The following is an 18,310-nucleotide window of genomic DNA, read 5'->3' on the forward strand; positions in this document are numbered from 1 at the left end:
AAATACATCTTGCTTTATTATACTATTCGCCACAGTATAATAAAACTCCTTTTTTCTGAAAGTATTATACAAATAATTTTTAGGTCTACGACTTCTACCAATGATAAGGTTCATTGCGATTGATTTTTGATGCTCGATAAATTTGTTCTACAAGTAGCAATCGAACCATTTGATGAGTAAAAGTCATAGGGCTAAAAGATAATTTATAATTTGCAGTCTGACGTAATGTATCACTCACCCCAAAGGCACCGCCAATAATAAAGGCCATATCGCTCACACCATCCACCTCAAGTTTAGATACCGTCTTAGCGAGTTCTTCAGAGGACATCGTTTTGCCATACACATCAAGTAATACGGTATACGCATTTTTAGGAACCGCTTTTAATAAACGGTCTCCTTCTTCGGCAACAACTTGTTTGCGATCCGCATCACTCGGCTTATCTCCAATTTTACTTTCATTCAGCTCTGTAATTGTAATACCACCATAGGGACGCATACGTTTCACAAACTCTGCTACACCCTCACGTAAATAAGCATCTTTTAATTTACCAATACAGACTATATAAAATCTCATTTTTACCTCTTCACAGATTGGATGGACACGATTTCATTAGGTTGACCATGTTGCAGCTTCATTTCAGGTCCAATACGAACACCACCATCCACAAGCATTTTACCAATAGTTTGAGTAACAAGGACAGCGTTATTATTATTTTCAGATCGATGAGCCAATATAACTTGCATAAAATTAGGACGCTTCATCATGAGTAGAGCTTGTGCAGCCATTTCATTACTCAAATGACCTTCATCACTAGCCACACGTTGTTTTAAAAACGGCTGATAGGGTCCGAAACGCAACATATGCGGATCATAATTTGCCTCTAGCACTAACAGCGTCGTATCATCAAGCCTGCGTAAAATATCATCTGAAATCACACCTGTATCAGTAACAACAGTTGCCTTATCGTTCCCAGTAAACACATTTATTCCAATTGGATCAGCCGCATCATGACTTACCGAAAACGGCTCTACGGTGAGACCGCCCAACGTTAAACTGCCCTTTGTAAGCTCAATCAATCGATTCTTCGGTACGATTAACTTATCTTGAATTTCACGCCATGTGCCCTGCTTCGTATACACAGGAAGATCAAATCGTTTTAGTAATTGTTGTAGTCCCGCAATATGATCACTATGTTCATGACTGACGAATATGCCCTCCACCTGAGCCATGTCTATATGCAATTCTTTTAACCCATTGACAATGCGCCGGCAACTAATGCCTACATCATGCAATATGACAGAGTTCCCTTTTTTTATTACTGTACAATTGCCCTTGCTACCACTGGCAAGGACATGGACCTCCAACGGTGATGATTCACTCATCAAAACACTCCATATACTTAATCATAAATCTATTATTTCTGTAAAAGTCAATAGCTTAGTTATTTAGTTAAACATTGTATTAACTCATTTAAATTCAAGCTATTATTACGTTCTTTCAGATAATTTAGTCAAACGCTCTACAAAGTACGACATATTAGCCTCAATATCTGGTCCTCGACGGAACATGTCACCGCCAACGAGGAACATAGTATCATTTCCGTACAGCTCAACGAGTTCATTAAGACGAGCATCTGTAACACCACCACCCGGTGCCGGGCAAGCTGCTTTCATCAAGCCCATTGGTCGTTTAATGTAAGAGGAAATTCTCTTGCATTGTTCCTCTGTAAAAGTAAAGCGTCCACCATAAGATACGAAAATTGGCATATCAGCCCCAAAGATACGAGGTAATAAACCTAGTTGTAAATAGTCAGCTACTCCAGATACACCAGGGCTTACAAATCCACCAGAATAAGCTGGATGATGAATAATGGGCAATCGTAAGTTTTCATCAGTAGCTAATTTGTGTAACCAACCGAAACCAACGAGACCTGAGGCCACCATGAGAGCTGTAGCACCAGCCTCTTTGGCAAAATAAGCGCGTTCTAACACATCTGTACCATCACCTGATACGTTTGCAGCATATAAAGTATGTGTACCATGTACAGCATTCATTTCCTGTACCATAGCAGCACATCGTTTTACACGATCTTTATATTGAGAGAAGGACTGATTAGAAATACCATGATCATCCTTTATGACATCTGCACCACCACGTGTGTAAGCGCCACACATACGAGCCAATTCTACATTCGGTGTGCCCATCGGCTTTACAACGGCTTGAATCATTGGACGCGTCGGGGTTTCCACTAATCGACGAATTCCTTGTAAGCCAAATCGTGGTCCCTTAAACACATCGTAAAGTGTTGGACATAGTTCAATATCTACTACCCAAATGTGTGGCTGTAACGAAGAATTACCAAAGACAACATTTAAAAATTGTGTAGCCTCTAAGGCCGTGGTATCTACGTGATATGAAATACGAGCCAAATAGTAACGAGAGGTGTCAATTACAGCATTTAGCATCACACCTACATTGATATAAGGAGAGTCTTCTACTATAGGTTCAAGAGATTCTAGTCGACCAGTAATAGTTTCTTTAATGTATGTATCCGTTACAAACTCATAAGGAAATTCTATAGTTTGCTCCACTTGAACAGCCCAAGCAATTGATTTTGCTTCTTCATATGTACTCGCTTCTATTCTATATGTAACTATAAATCGCTCGTCTTTCATAATGCGTCTCCTTTGCAATAATATTATTTAATTATATACCAAAGTAGTATACGATTCCATAAAAAAAGACCTCACTCCAAATCAGAGTGAGATCTTTTTAACAAACAAAAACATATATATTGATGTTTTACCTATACTAACAAGGTTTCTACTGTGAGAGACAATACATATAATCGCATGAGAGTAAACTCGTCTAACTATATCTTATTGGTAGAAATGTTTAGGATAACCTTTGAATCGTGTGAAGTGGCGATATTTACGAGTCGCACGATTAGGTTCGTTAACAGTTTTATAACCAAAACCATTAAACATTACATTTAAAATAACAGCTACTATACTACCAGCTGTGATACCAGATTTCAAAAGAATTTGAGCCCATGCTGGAAAGTGTGTATAGAATTGAGGTGCTGCAAGAGGAATCATGGATACCCCAATACTAATGGCAACTAGCATCAGGTTATAGTTACCATCGAAACTAACTTTACCAAGAGAACGAATCCCACTGGCGATAATCATGCCGAACATAGCAATCCCTGCGCCCCCTAGTACAGCATTTGGAATACAAGCTACGATAGCGGCTAATTTAGGGAAAAGGCCTAATAAAATTAAAATTACACCAGATGCTGCTACAACGAAACGACTCTTAACACGTGTTACAGCAATAAGACCTACGTTTTGAGCAAATGCTGTATACGGAAAACTATTAAGGATACCACCAATAATAGTAGACAAGCCATCCGCGCGAAGTACCGCAGCCAATTCATTTTGACCAATAGGTTTATCTACAATTTCACCTACCGCAATACTATCACCAGTTGTTTCTACCATAACTACGAGCATTACAATAATCATAGATACAATAGAAGCAAAGTCAAAGGTTGGAAGACCAAAATAGAATGGTGTTACAACAGAAATCCATTGAGAACGTCCTACCTCTGAAAAATCTGTAATACCAACAATCATAGCTAAGGCTGTACCAAGAATAAGGCCAACTAAGATTGCCAAATTACCAAGGAAACCTTTACCAAATCGATAAGTTAATATAACGAGAACAAATGTAGCTACACCAAGAGCTATGTATAGTGGATCGCCAAAGTTTTTATTGCCTACGCCACCCCCCATCCAGTTAACAGCTACTGGCATCAAGTTGATACCAATAATAGTAATGATAGTACCTGTTACTACAGGTGGGAATAGCCGAATCAAACGACTGAAAAATGGTGCCACAAGGAATGTAAAGAGACCAGCTACGATAATCGCACCGTAAATCGTATTGATATCATGCTGTTGACCAATCATAATCATAGGGCCTACAGAAGCAAATGTAACACCTTGAATAAGAGGAATACGCCCGCCAACAGGTCCGAATCCTAATGTTTGAATCAATGTAGCTACACCACATGTAAATAAGTCAGCTGTAATCAAACGAATTAAATCTTCAATTGGCAAATGCATAGCTTGTGCAATAATAATTGGTACAGCTACTGCCCCAGCATACATAGCCAGAACGTGCTGTAAACCATAAGCGAATAACTGCGGGATTGGCAGCATACCATCTACATGGTCGACACCAGATGCACCTTTACTCATAAGAATCACCTCATATCTTACGTTTTAGTTACTAGTTAAACAATATAGTCATACTATCGTACATGATAGAGTTTAGAAATCTCATCGACTTCACGTGGGAACCTTGATGGCTAGGGGCAAAAGCCCCTACCATTAAGCAAATATTCTATTTTTTATAACCTGTATGTTTAATCGGCAAGGACCTACGTGGTTCTCCGTCGATACGACGATACGCATTTGCAATAGCCGGTGCAATCGGAATGCTAGAGATTTCGCCAATACCTTTAGCTCCGTATGCATATTGTTCTGGTGTCCCTTTTTCGATAAGACTTACATGAATTGGAGGACATTGGGTAGCTCTAAGAAGTCCTAGCGTACCGTATTTAGATGTTACATACCCTTCTTTATAAGGGAAGTCTTCTGTAACTGCATAACCCATTCCCATAATGGCGCCACCTTCGGCCTGACCCGTACAGGATTGAGGGTTCACTACACGACCTACATCGTATGCTACATGTAAATTAGCAATCTTATTGTCTTCACCAATTGTTGCTACACATGCACCATAACCATAGGCAACGTGATTTTTTGGATGCGATTTATCAGAATTAAATGGATCTGTTTCACCGAGGAACTCTTCATAAATCTCTACGCCATTCAGTTCTTCTAATGTTTTAGTATTTAACATTTCTTTTAAGCGAAGACTTGCTTTGCGCGTTGCTTCACCGGTAAAGAGTGTTTGGCGAGATGCAGTAGTTGTACCAGAATCTGGTGTGCGTACTGTATCAGGACGTTCTACAAATACTTTATCCGCCGTTAAGCCTGTTGTTTCACAAAGTACTTGTGTTGCCATAGTAGCCATGCCTTGACCAATACAAGCAGCACCCGTACGAATACGAACTTTACCATCACGTACTTCTAAAATAACACGACCCGTATCAGGTAGTCCTACACCAATACCACTATTTTTCAAACATACCGCAAGACCAGTACGATCAGAGGCATAATATGCATCTTTTACAGCTTCCAAACATTCTACTAAAGCGGTTTCTTTGGAACAAATTTGGCCGTTTGGTAATGAGTCACCAGGGCGTACAACATTTTTATAGCGGAATTCCCAAGGATCCATGCCTACCAACGCAGCTAATTCATCAATATTTTGCTCTTGACCAAAGATAGTTTGTGTTACGCCAAACCCACGGAATGCACCACCAGGAACAGTATTTGTATAAACACATACACCATCAAAGGCAAAATTATCAAAGTGATAAGGGCCACAAGAATGAGTACCAGCACGTTGAAGTACAGGACCACCTAAAGATGCATACGCGCCACAATTAGAAACGATATTTACCTTACTTGCTACCAGATTACCTTCTGCATCACAAGCTGTTGTAATATCCATTTCCATCGCATGACGTTTAGTATGGATATTAAGACTTTCTTGACGAGAGAATAGAACCTTAGTTGGTTTACCTGTAAGCCAAGCTACGAGAGATGCATGATGCTGTACGGTCATATCCTCTTTACCACCAAAGCCACCACCTACGAGCATGCTATGAACCTTTACAGATTCATTTGGAATGCCAAGCATACGAGCAACTTCACGCCGATCATCATAAACATTTTGGCTACCTGAATACAGATGAATTTCGTCTCCCTCACGATATGCAACGGCACATTCTGGTTCCATAAATGCATGGTCGGTTTGAGGCGTGGAATAATGATTTGTTACTACAAAAGCAGCCTCTGCAATAGCCTTATCTACATCGCCACGAGATAATGTTTGACGAGATAATACATTTCCGTCTGGATGTAACTGAGGAGCATCTGGTTTTAGTGCTTCCAATGGATCTAGTACGGGTTCTAATTCAGTATAATCAACTTCAACTAGAGCCAATACTTCGTCTAAATATTTCTTTTCTGTAGTTGCAACAAGTGCAACTGCATCGCCTACATAACGTGTAATATCACCTTCTGCGATAAGTACATCCCAATCCGGCACTAAATGACCAGTCTTATTGAATGGTACATCCTTAGCGGTCAATGCCGTTACACACGCTGGATGTTCAAGAGCTTTAGATACATCAACACGATCAACTCTAGCTCGTGGGTATTTAGAACGCAATGCTTTGGCATAAATCATGCCATCCATATAGATATCATCAGCATATTGTCCAGTACCTAATGCTTTTTCCTCAGCATCTACACGGTGTAAACGAGCGCCTACATTACCATTTGTATCCTTTTCTGGAACTGGTAAGTTCTCACGGAACATTTTTGCAGCTAACATAATGCCCTCTTCAATTTTTACATAGCCTGTACAACGGCAAATATTACCTAATATCGCCTTTTTAACATCGTCAGGTGTAGGGTCATTATTTTCGTCAATCAATACTTTTGCACTAATAATCATACCTGGTATACAGAAACCACACTGCACCGCTCCGCATTCACCAAAAGCATAGGTGTATACAGCTTTTTCCCTATCAGTTAATCCCTCAATCGTTACAATTGATTTGCCATCTAATTGGGATAATTTACTAACACAAGCTTTTGCCTTTTTCCCGTCTATAATTACTGTACACGTACCACATGCACCAGCACTACAACCTTCTTTAGTGCCCGTCAACTTTAAATCAGCTCGCAAGAAATCAATTAAACGTTGATCCTCTTGAACCTCATATTGGGTGCCATTCACTTGAAAGCGGTACATATATAGCCCTCCTCTCATTAAGGAATACATTCACCAAGATATGATTCTGTTAAGGATCCATCTTGTACCACATGGTGACCTCTAAGGATAACATCTCGAACCTTGCCAGTTACAGATATTCCTTCGTAAGGTATATAGTCAGCCTTTGTATGGGCGGACTCTTTTGAAAGCACATGTTCTATATGCTTATCTACAATTGTTATATCCCCATCACTACCTACAGCTAATGTACCCTTCTTGGGATACATGCCATATAGCTTTGCTGGGTTTTCACTAACTAATTTCATAAAATCTACAGCGCTCATATTGCATTGGTTAACCAACACATCATAAGCAATGATACCCCGTTCTTCGGCTCCAGGAATACCTCCAGGAATTCGGGTAAAGTCATACCGACTCTTTAATTTTTGATCATTAAAGGTAAAGCTACAATGGTCGGAACCAATGGTTTGAAAAACACCATTTACTAGTGCATCCTTCAATGCCATTTGATCTCGTATCGTTCTAAGTGGAGGACTCATCACAAATTTAACCCCTTCAAAATCAGGTAATTTATATCGTGATTCATCAAGCACCAAATACTGTGGACATGTTTCACAAGTGACTTGATGTCCTAATGCCCGCTCACGTAGAACTTCATCTACACCTTCTTTAGAACTTACATGCACAATATGCACGGGATACTCTAATGCAGCACCAATTGTACTAAATCGCTTAATCGCTTCCGATTCAATCATGGCCGGTCTTGTGAGTGGATGATTGTCTACATCTAATTCACCACGTTTACGTTTATCTGCTACAAAGGCATCGATAAGATCACCGTTTTCACAGTGAGCCCCTACAAGCGCCCCCGTTGGTTTTATAGCTTCAATAGCATCATAAATTTCTCGATCTGTTAAACGGAAGCCATACGCTAGGTACACTTTAAAAGACGATACACCAGCTTCTACAACCTTTGGTATTTCATGAGATACCTCTTCATTCATTTCTACAAGCTCCATATGGAATTTGTAGTCACAGGAGCAATGCCCTAAGGCACGCTCCTTGTGAACTTCTAAACCTTTACAAAGGGATCCTTCCTCAGGAGAAGCAAAGTTAATAATTGATGTTGTCCCACCAAGAATAGCGGCTTTTGTACCACTATCAAAATCATCCGCAGTAGACGCTAATGCATTTGTCATCTGAAAGTGTGTATGAGGATCTATGAATCCTGGGAACACATAACAACCTTTTGCATCAATTACTTTAGCCCCGTCTGGAACAGGAATGTGTTCATCGATGGCGACAATTTTGTCGCTATCAATTAGTAAATCTCCGGTAAGGATTCGATCAGTTAAGACCAAGTCCCCTTGTTGTATGATAATCATGATACATAGTACACATGCTCTTTACAGAAGGCATGTACAACTCCTTTCAATTCTTCAGGTAATGCATCAATGTCACATACGGCTTCTTCACCTTTAAAGCGATAACCACAGCTAGTACCTTTGATGTAGAAACCATCATTTGTACTATCTGCTAAAGCTTCAGCATTGTGGAAGAATGTAATGCGATCCTTGTATGGTTGACAAGGTTCTACGCAATGACATGCACAGTTACCACACTCATTACAGCTTTGATCAACATGGACGATCAATTTAGCATCATTTACAGTAACGACTTCATTACATCTATTAGGACATACGCGAACACAAGCACCACACACTACGCGGCAGTGGTAGTCAGAGCTATGTGTACCAGGGAAGGATGGCATTGCTTCGCGTTTTTTCTTCATAGCATCGCTCTTCTTGAAGATTTTGTTCTCAGCGATGTCTTTAGCGAGTTTAGCTATAAGTTCTTTATGAACTTTTAAAGCAGCATTGTAATCAGTAGATTCCACTTCGTCTGCTAAGCCTTTGAAAGTATTGTAACCTTCACCTTGTAGAAGAATTGTACATACTGTTACAGGCCAAATACCACAATCAAAGATAGCTTTGATATTTTGTTTTACAGCACCACCACTATAAGACATAGGTAAACGTTCGCCAAATTGAGCACTTAGGAGCTCAGCCACACCAATTGTTACAGGTAACAAGGATTTACCAGACATATACATTTGCTCGCCTGGCAATTCATTGTTGTGAATTTGTACAGGGAATGTATTTGTCAATTTAACACCGAAAATCTTATTGTGTTTTTCACCAAGAGCGATAAGACGCTCTAACATCGGAACAGCTTTGTCAAATTGAAGGTCAACTTCAAACTGGTGATCTTCAAAGTCAATGTACTCAAAGCCAGCGTTATCCAATAATTCTCTAATGCGTTTTGGACCTAACAATGTAGGGTTGCATTTTAAGTATAGGTGAAGACCTTTTTCACTGATAAGGTACGAACAAATGGATTCGATTTCTTCTGCTGGACAACCGTGCATTGTGGACAATGTGATTGCTTGACAAAGTTCATCACCAATGGAGTTGATGAAATCAGCATCGATATGTTCAAATTCATCTACGTGGTCAAGGCACCATTGTTTGCAAGTATCCCACATTGGAGATTGAGATGCACTGCGCATTGTGTTGATGAATTTATCAACCATAGGGCTCTTGATACCAGCCAAGTTGTAGCCAACACTCATGATGAATAAGAATCCATCTGGATCGCCTAATCCTAATTCTTTAGAGATTAATTTTAATGCGAACCAAGCTTTAATGTATTCATCAGCAGCTTCATCACAGCTATATTCAGAAGACCATTCTACATTATATGCTTCATCTACAGAGTAGATACAAGGTCTAGGAATACCTAGTTCTTCACCGTACATGATTTGTACGGTTTTTAATTCAATGCAACGAGCACCAGCTACATAAGATGCCACAATATTTTGTGCCAACTGTGTATTAGGACCAGCTGCTGGACCTACAGGATTTTCAATGGATTTACCAAAGATAGATAAGCGTTGATCATGATTCGTACGATGAATTTTATTTACATTGTAAATGCGATTGTACATCTTGTACTCAGTTATAATGTGGTTCATCAAATTTCCGAAACTTACCGGATACATAATGTCACTCATAATGTCACACTCCTTTAAAGCGCTTGCGTTATGGGTTTAGTCGTTTCCATAAACCTTTAGATGTTGCTAAAACTTCGTCCATTACTTCAGCTTTATCAATGCCTTGTAATTTACGATCAATCATGCGTAGTACACCATCACTAATAGTTGTTACCACATACATACCATTAGCACCGAATAGTAAGTGACCATTGATGTTGTTTTCATCAAGTGGTGTTGGTGCTGCGTAATCAAGAACAATTACGTCAGCTGCGGCACCTTTTTTAAGGATGCCTACCGTAGTATCGAAGAATTCATTAGCCATTTTGCGGTTGTTTTCAAATAGCATATAAGGTACTTCTCCCCAGCCTACATATGGTTTATGTTGCTCATGTTTCACAAGACAATTCGCTACTTTATAAGATTCGAGCATATCATTTGTATAACCATCTGTACCAAGACCAACAGTGATTCCTGCATCTAATAGTTTCAAGATATCTGTCGTGCCTACTGCATTACCCATGTTACTTTCTGGGTTATGTACGACCTTAGCTTGAGATTTTTTCAATAATGCCACATCTTCGTCAGTTACGTGTACACAGTGACCAGCGATGCTCTTAGGGCCTAAAATACCTGCCTCTACGAGACGTCTAACAGGTGTCATCCCATACTTTTCTTTACTATCTGCCACATCTTCAGGACCTTCTGCAACATGAACATGATATCCCAACTGATCCTCATTATGAGCTTTCACATAATCTAATGTTTCCGTGCTCAATGTGAAAGATGCATGCAAGCCCATCATCGCCGCCAGTCTGGATGGATCTTGTTTTGCTTCTTTACCAAAACGTACGTTTTCTGCAACAGCGGCTTTCATTTGGTCTACGCCATTGCGGTCGGATACTTCATAGCATAAACATGAGCGAACGCCGAATTGTTTAGCTACATCTGCAATGATGGATAAGCTGTTAGGAACTTCACCATAACTTGCATGGTGGTCAAAAATAGTAGTTACACCATTTTCGATACAGCCTAAATACGTAAGTAATGCACTTGCTTTTACATCTGGAGCCGTCAATTTATTATCTAAGTAGAACCAAAGTCCTTCCAAGATTTCACCGAAGTTAGTCGGTGCTGGACCTGGCAACGATAAGCCTCGTGCAAGAGCGGAGTAAATATGATGATGTGCATTAATGAAACCTGGCATAATTAGGCCACCATGAGCATCAATAATTTCTGCGTTTGCATAAGCTTTGCATAATTCATCATATTTACCAATATCAACAATTTGAGTCCCGTCGATAGCAACAGCACCATCATAAATGATAGGTCTATCAGCGTCGCGAGTAATAACAGTACCTTTTCCTAATATAATCATGTGGGCACCTCCTCAACGATTCGTTGAAATGCATACTTATAAACTTATATATTATTATAATACGATACGTGTGCCTGTTTTTCCTGCTATACCATCTTTAGATTTCTCTAATAATGTGATAATTGAGACACGGCCTTTTTTGGATTCTGCAAATGCTATAGCGGCTTCTACCTTTGGTTTCATCGAGCCTTCTGCAAACTCACCAGCTGATACATATTCTTTAGCTTGTGTAACGGTTATTTCATCAAGCCATTTTTCATTTTCTTTACCAAAGTTAATAGCAACCTTTTCAACAGCTGTTAAAATAACGAGAACATCAGCATCAATTTCTTGGGCCAATAAACTACTAGTCCAGTCTTTATCGATAACAGCAGCTGCACCATGAAGTTCATTGCCTTCTTTAGTTACTGGGATACCTCCCCCGCCACAAGCAACAATTAATTGTTTACCTACTAAACCTTTAATTGCTTCTAGTTCAATGATTTCTTTTGGTGCTGGAGATGCCACCACACGACGATAACCACGACCCGCATCTTCTTTTACCACATAATCGTAATTCTTTTCTGCGTATTCAGCTTCTTCCTGAGTCATAAAATGACCAATTGGTTTTGTAGGATTTTGAAAAGCTGGGTCATTTTGATCAACAAGTACTTGTGTAACCATAGTCATTGTTGGCAAATCTTTAATACCACGATTTAAGAGCTCTTCGTGAAGAGCATTTTGTAAGTCATAACCAATATAAGCTTGGCTCATTGCTACACATACAGATAATGGAGTGTTTGGTTGACCTTCTACTTCACGAGTCAATGCAGCCATCGCATTGTTGATCATACCAATTTGAGGTCCATTACCATGTGTTACCACTACATCACAATCAGCTTCTACTAAATCAATAATTGTTTTAGCTGTACTTTTTACAGCAATTTTCTGTTCTGGTAAGGAATTGCCTAATGCATTTCCCCCTAATGCTACTACAACTCTCTTTTTCATGTTATGCCTCATAACAAACTATTAAGAATAAAAGGAGCCATCAATACGGATGGCCCCTAAACTTTACTTTACGGTTGAACTCGTTCGGTTCCCTTCCGTTCTAATTCTTTTAAGGTTTCTACAGGATTTTTAAATTTGCTAAGGAAAATCATAGCTGCAATAACATATGGTTTGTAGCTTGCTTCCTTATAAAGAGGTATGCGATAGCGATCAAATACTGTTGCATCTACTTCGCCTTCTTCACAACTTACACCTGTAATATCTGCTGGTAAGCAATGTAAGTAAAGAGCTTTGCCGTCCTTTGTGAGACTCATCATCTCTTCCGTACATGCCCAATCTTTATGTTTACCATTTTCTTCAAGAAGAACTTTTTCTAATGCTTTAATACCTTCATGATCATTTTCACCATACAGTTTTGTACGTTTTTCCATTGCACCGAATGGAGCCCAGCTCTTAGGATATACGATGTCTGCATCTTTGAAAGCATCCTTCATGTCGTTAGTTCTACGGAATGAACCGCCGCTAGCTTCAGCTTGTTTCTTAGCGATTTCTTCAACTTCCGGCATTACTTCATACCCTTCTGGATGGGCTAATACAACTTCCATACCGAGACGAGTGAATAAACCAATAGCACCTTGAGGTACGGATAAAGGTTTACCATAAGATGGGGAGTATGCCCAAGTCATAGCAATCTTTTTGCCTTTAAGGTTTTCTACACCGCCGAATTCTTTGATGATATGAGCTGTATCAGCCATGATTTGTGTAGGATGGTCGATATCACATTGGAGGTTTACAAGTGTTGGGCGTTGCTCTAGTACACCATCTTCGTGACCTTCTTTAACTGCATCGGAAACTTGATGCATATAAGCATTACCTTTACCGATATACATATCATCACGAATACCAATAACATCTGCCATAAAGGAAATCATATTAGCTGTTTCACGAACTGTTTCACCGTGAGCGATTTGAGATTTTCCTTCATCTAAATCTTGAACTTCAAGACCTAGCAAATTACAAGCGGAAGCAAAGGAGAAACGAGTTCTTGTAGAGTTATCGCGGAATAAGGAAATGCCAAGACCACTGTCAAATACTTTAGTGGAGATATTGCGTTCTCTAAGAGCACGTAATGCATCAGCTACGGCCCAAACACCTTTTAATTCGTCATCAGATTTTTCCCAAGTTAGGAAGAAATCTTCGCCGTACATTTTACTAACGTCTAATTTTTGTAAAGTTTCAATACTTTTATTGAAGTCTGTCATCTGTAAGTCCTCTCTTTCAATTCCCTAAAGGGCTACTTAGGATCTAACTTTATACGATGCCTCATCAAATAGTGAGGCACTATATGAAATTCTAAATATCAACTATTTCCAGTTATTCCGTTTATATTAAATCTAATTCAATGTATGTGATATTAATTTTTGCAATATACGGATGGTAATAATGCATATACAGCAGCACATGTTACAAGATCTTGTTTCCATGTAATTTCGTTAGGTGCATGTGCTTGTGCTTCTGCACCAGGACCGAAGCCAATGCATGGAATGCCATTACGGCCCATGATAGATACACCATTTGTGGAGAATGTCCATTTATCAGTTAATGGGCGAGCTTTACGCATTTCAACTGTATCTTCTGCACCAATACGTTCATTGCCATATAAGCTAGTGTATGCTTCTTCCAAAGCTTCTGTTACTTTATGATCTTTAGGAATTACCCATGTTGGGAAGTAGCATTCGATTGGATAGGTTAAACCAGTCCAAGATGGACGAGCATATTCGTACATGGATACTTTCGCACCATATTCTTTAACATGTGGCAACGCTTCGATTTCTGCCAAACAACTTTGCCAAGTTTCACCAGCAGTCATACGACGATCCAAGGAAATAGCACAGGAGTCAGCTACTGCACAACGGCTTGGAGAAGTATAGAAAATTTGGGAAGTAGTTACTGTACCGCGACCTAAGAAGCGAGCTTCTTCGTAATGGTCAGGGTTGAATTTAGGGTCAAGCATTTTAACAAGACCTTTAATTGCTGTGCTTTCATCGGCAGAATTAGCATTCAAATCACGAATGTCTTGAAGAATATCTGCCATTTTATAGATAGCGTTGTCACCGCGTTCCGGCGCAGAACCATGGCAAGATACGCCTTGTACGTCTACGCGGATTTCCATGCGACCACGTTGCCCACGATAGATACCGCCATCAGTTGGCTCAGTGGATACTACGAATTCAGGACGGATATTGCGTTCTTTAATCATGTATTCCCAGCAAAGGCCATCGCAGTCCTCTTCTTGTACGGTGCCTACAACAAGTACACGATATTTATCACTTAGAAGTCCTAAATCTTTCATAATCTTAGCGCCGTATACAGCGGATACAATACCACCCAATTGATCAGATACGCCACGGCCACCAATTTTAGTTTCGTCTTCGAAACCATCATATGGATCAAAATCCCAATTGTCACGATTGCCAATACCAACTGTATCAATATGTCCATCAAAAGCAATGAGAGTTTTCCCTGTGCCCATATATCCGAGAATATTCCCCATAGGATCTACTTCAACTTCATCGAATCCTAGGTTTTTCATTTCTTGTTCTATACGTTTTACATGATCTTTTTCTTCAGCACTTTCTCCTGGAAATGCTACGATCTCACGTAAAAACTTTGTCATCGCTGGGCCATAAGTTGCCGCTGCTTGTTTAATTGCTTGTAAATCCATAATTAATGCCTCCTAACGATCTTCACCATACCACATAATGTTTTTATATCTTTCAGGATCCGTATCACCTTCAGTGGAGAAACAGAGTACCTTTGAAGACGCATCTAATTCTAACTCTTTTCGTAAGTCTTCATATTCCGGCATCGTCATAATTGCCATTACAAGACCTAATGGAACTGCACCAGACTCACCAGTAGTAATTGGAGTATCGCCTTTAATTGGTGCACCACCAACGCGCATGCCTAAACGTGCCACCCAGTCAGGCGCAGAAACGAATACATCTGCATGATTTCTTAAAATATCCCAAGAAACCGTGTTCGGTTCACCACAAGCTAAACCTGCCATGATTGTTTCTAAATCACCTTCTACGATACGAGGTTTACCATCATCAGCTACAGCTCCTTTGTATAAACAAGCTGCTGCTGCCGCTTCTACAACCACTAATTTAGGTTTTTTAGCCACATTGCTGTATAGATTAGTGAAGTAACCCACTACAGAACCGGCAAGGGAACCTACACCAGCTTGTACAAATACATGTGTAGGAACTTTACAATTATCAGCTTCTAATTGATTTGCTGTTTCCATAGCCATTGTGCCATAGCCTTGCATAATCCAGTTTGGAATTTCTTCATAACCTTCCCATGCAGTATCTTGAACTACAACACCGTTAGGAACTTCTTTAGACTTTTTAGTTGCTAAGCGTACACACTCATCGTAATTGAAGTCTTCGATTGTTACGGTAGCGCCTTCATTTTCGATTTGTTTTCTGCGGTATTCTGTAGAGCCCTTTGGCATAAATACTACAGATTTTTGACCTAATTTATTGGCTGCCCATGCTACACCGCGACCGTGGTTACCATCAGTTGCAGTAAAGAATGTAGCTTGACCAAACTCTTCTTTTAATTTTGCAGATGTTAATACATCATATGGTACATCCTCAACAGCTTTACCAGTTTGTTGCGCCACATATTTTGCCATCGCATAGGAACCGCCTAATACCTTAAATGCATTAAGGCCAAATCGGTAAGATTCATCTTTTACAAAGAGTGCATCAACACCGATATAAGACGCTAAATTCTTAAGCGATACAAGTGGAGTAATGCTATATTGTGGAAAACTTTCATGAAACGCTTTAGCTTTCTTAACCTCTCTAACATCCATAACGGACAAAAACTTGTCACTTGATGGTGCCATCGTATTACGCTTCCACTGAATTCGTTCCATATTTGCCTCCTAGGATTCTTCCTTTATAGTATTTAAATCACTATAAAGAGTAAACTTAGAAATATTAAAATACTCTGCTATCTTCTCAGAAGACTTCGAGATAAGAAAAGCCCCTTTTTCGTTTAAGTAGGTTATAGCTTTTAAGCGTTCCACCTTATTCATCAATGGTCCTGGTTTACCAACTATACGTTCTACGTCTAGTAATAAATCATCTAATAGCTCCGATACACTTGTCGTAATTTTTTCAACAGATCCTGCATCTTCCTGACCTGTATTGACCAGACTATCCAAAAGTCGATGCATCAAAACAAACTCTGTTATATCTTGGTTAATCCCCAACAAGTATGCTATACGACCTGTATCATCACGAATATACATGGTAGAAGATTTTAATATTCGGCCATCTTTAGTTTTTGTGAGATAACCAAATCTACCCTCGCTACCATCGTCATGACTCAGCACATCTAAAACCACATGCGATGGACCATCACCAACATGTCGATTAGTTATAGTTCCATTCTCAATATATACAAGAGACGAATTGATATCCCCTTTTAAATCATGAATCAATACTTCACAGGATGGGCCAAATTGCGCCGCTAATCCATGGGCTATGACTTTTATTCGCTCTAATGTACTCATTGAAATAACCCCTCTTCCAATGTCATTAATTAACCTTTCCAATTTAAATTACGCCAGCCCGATTAATAGCTAATATAAAATTAACCCTAACTATTTTTGTATTAACCTAAATTTTTGTTAGGTTCTTTAACTAAATTATAGGACTATGTGTACAAAAATGCAATATAATTATGCATTAAAGTTATTTATAATTATACGCTTATATACACGAATAGAGATAAAGATAAATAAATATTATGATTTTCATCACATTTACTTAATGATATTAAAATTTTTAATGACCTATGCTTCATCCTATCAATCATAAATACATACAAAAAAGGCTGTAATAACGACTTATCGTCATTACAGCCTTTTTATTATTAACTATTAGTATTTATTTAGTAGTTGAAATCAAATTAAGCATTTGCTAATGTTTTACCTAATTCTTGGCATTGTGCATTACCATCATCATCAGGTTCGCCCAAGATTGCTACGCCATCAGCCACTAATTCGCCACCAGCATCTTTAATTCGAGTGCCCCAGTCTTCCAACCAAGTGCCACCCCAACCATAGGAGCCAAAGATCGCTATTTTTTTACCACTCAACTTGCCTTCTAGTTCAGTGTAGAATGGTTCAAATTCGCCTTCTTCTAATTGTTCTGCACCCATATCAGCACAGCCAAGAGCTAATTTTTCATAAGCTGCTGCTTCATCAACAGATACTTCAGAAACGGATTTTACTTCAACTTCTTGACCTGCAGCTTTAATACCTTCAGCTACTTCATAAGCCATGCGTTCTGTATTGCCTGTACCGGACCAAAAAATTACACCAATCATCTTGTACCTCCTAGGCCGTTCTTGCGACCAATGAACTAAATGTTTTTCCCAACATCAATTGAGTTTGACAAAATTCACGACATGCTTTGTAACACAAGAAAGAGCGTTGCGCATTTACCACATCATGGTAAACCTTCCACTCTCCGCACATTCGGTATCCTCCACCACGATAAGAAATAAAACATTTCACATCCTTTAATGGGTAACCTAAAAAAATGCCGATTTCATGTGGAAACTCAATGCTTACTTCCATACGATATCTAAGATGTTCAAGCATCTCCATAATGCTCATTCGATCATGATAACCGTAGGCTTTCAAAAATAACATCACCGCAGGTTGGCGTACATAGTCTCTTAATTGCTTCTCACGGAATACCAATAATAGTCTTCGCGCTTTACAACGACATAATTCAAAGAAGAACAATCCTTTTTCATTGAACGCTTTATTATACTCTATCAATACAAATTGGATTTGTTCATTCATGTCCCGTGGAATAGAAACCAAGTTCGATAGCTTAACACCTCGAATTGCCGGTGC

General features: G+C 39.3%; 15 protein-coding genes. All 15 read right to left on the bottom strand.

The annotated features are described in order from the left end of the window. Positions 1–94 precede the first annotated feature (94 nt). Positions 95–574, bottom strand: coding sequence for a 23S rRNA (pseudouridine(1915)-N(3))-methyltransferase RlmH (rlmH, locus tag KHY58_RS02975; protein ID WP_004698704.1), 480 nt, complete (start codon positions 572–574; stop codon positions 95–97). 2 nt (positions 575–576) lie between these two features. Further along, positions 577–1,383 (bottom strand): MBL fold metallo-hydrolase, encoded by an 807-nt coding sequence (locus KHY58_RS02980; RefSeq protein ID WP_105086671.1) that lies wholly within the window; start codon positions 1,381–1,383, stop codon positions 577–579. A 105-nt stretch (positions 1,384–1,488) separates the two neighbouring features. After that, positions 1,489–2,676, bottom strand: coding sequence for a RuBisCO large subunit C-terminal-like domain-containing protein (locus tag KHY58_RS02985; protein WP_105086672.1), 1,188 nt, complete (start codon positions 2,674–2,676; stop codon positions 1,489–1,491). 204 nt (positions 2,677–2,880) lie between these two features. Then, positions 2,881–4,266 carry a nucleobase:cation symporter-2 family protein gene (locus KHY58_RS02990; protein ID WP_004698561.1) on the bottom strand — a complete coding sequence of 462 codons (1,386 nt, stop codon included), beginning with the start codon at positions 4,264–4,266 and terminating at the stop codon, positions 2,881–2,883. 145 nt (positions 4,267–4,411) lie between these two features. Further along, complete coding sequence (xdh, locus tag KHY58_RS02995) at positions 4,412–6,961, bottom strand: selenium-dependent xanthine dehydrogenase (protein WP_105086673.1); 2,550 nt, start codon at positions 6,959–6,961, stop codon at positions 4,412–4,414. Positions 6,962–6,978: 17 nt separating this feature from the next. Beyond that, entirely contained in the window at positions 6,979–8,328 is a 1,350-nt protein-coding gene (gene hydA, locus KHY58_RS03000) for a dihydropyrimidinase (protein ID WP_105086674.1), read from the bottom strand. After that, the gene (locus KHY58_RS03005) at positions 8,325–10,016 is read right to left on the bottom strand and encodes a selenate reductase (protein ID WP_105086675.1); all 1,692 of its coding nucleotides are present in this window, start codon (positions 10,014–10,016) and stop codon (positions 8,325–8,327) included. The genes hydA and KHY58_RS03005 overlap by 4 nt, the downstream gene beginning before the upstream one ends. 28 nt (positions 10,017–10,044) lie before the next feature. Further along, complete coding sequence (ssnA, locus tag KHY58_RS03010; protein WP_105086676.1) at positions 10,045–11,373, bottom strand: putative aminohydrolase SsnA; 1,329 nt, start codon at positions 11,371–11,373, stop codon at positions 10,045–10,047. Between the two features lie 54 nt (positions 11,374–11,427). Then, the gene (gene arcC / locus KHY58_RS03015) at positions 11,428–12,363 is read right to left on the bottom strand and encodes a carbamate kinase (protein ID WP_004696535.1); all 936 of its coding nucleotides are present in this window, start codon (positions 12,361–12,363) and stop codon (positions 11,428–11,430) included. A gap of 68 nt (positions 12,364–12,431) precedes the next feature. Then, a complete protein-coding gene (ygeW, locus tag KHY58_RS03020; protein WP_105086677.1) occupies positions 12,432–13,625 on the bottom strand; it encodes a knotted carbamoyltransferase YgeW in 1,194 nt (397 codons plus the stop codon). Positions 13,626–13,777: 152 nt separating this feature from the next. Further along, complete coding sequence (locus KHY58_RS03025; protein WP_105086678.1) at positions 13,778–15,088, bottom strand: YgeY family selenium metabolism-linked hydrolase; 1,311 nt, start codon at positions 15,086–15,088, stop codon at positions 13,778–13,780. A gap of 12 nt (positions 15,089–15,100) precedes the next feature. Then, complete coding sequence (dpaL, locus tag KHY58_RS03030; protein ID WP_012864621.1) at positions 15,101–16,312, bottom strand: diaminopropionate ammonia-lyase; 1,212 nt, start codon at positions 16,310–16,312, stop codon at positions 15,101–15,103. Positions 16,313–16,321: 9 nt separating this feature from the next. Further along, positions 16,322–16,954 carry a helix-turn-helix transcriptional regulator gene (locus KHY58_RS03035; RefSeq protein WP_278471916.1) on the bottom strand — a complete coding sequence of 211 codons (633 nt, stop codon included), beginning with the start codon at positions 16,952–16,954 and terminating at the stop codon, positions 16,322–16,324. Between the two features lie 398 nt (positions 16,955–17,352). Continuing rightward, entirely contained in the window at positions 17,353–17,772 is a 420-nt protein-coding gene (locus KHY58_RS03040) for a flavodoxin (RefSeq protein WP_004696544.1), read from the bottom strand. A gap of 10 nt (positions 17,773–17,782) precedes the next feature. Beyond that, positions 17,783–18,310: DUF3793 family protein (locus KHY58_RS03045; RefSeq protein ID WP_278471919.1), on the bottom strand; the 528-nt coding region annotated here is incomplete at its 5' end.

Origin of the sequence: Veillonella parvula (assembly GCF_018366295.1) — a bacterium.
GTDB classification, from domain to species: domain Bacteria; phylum Bacillota; class Negativicutes; order Veillonellales; family Veillonellaceae; genus Veillonella; species Veillonella parvula_P.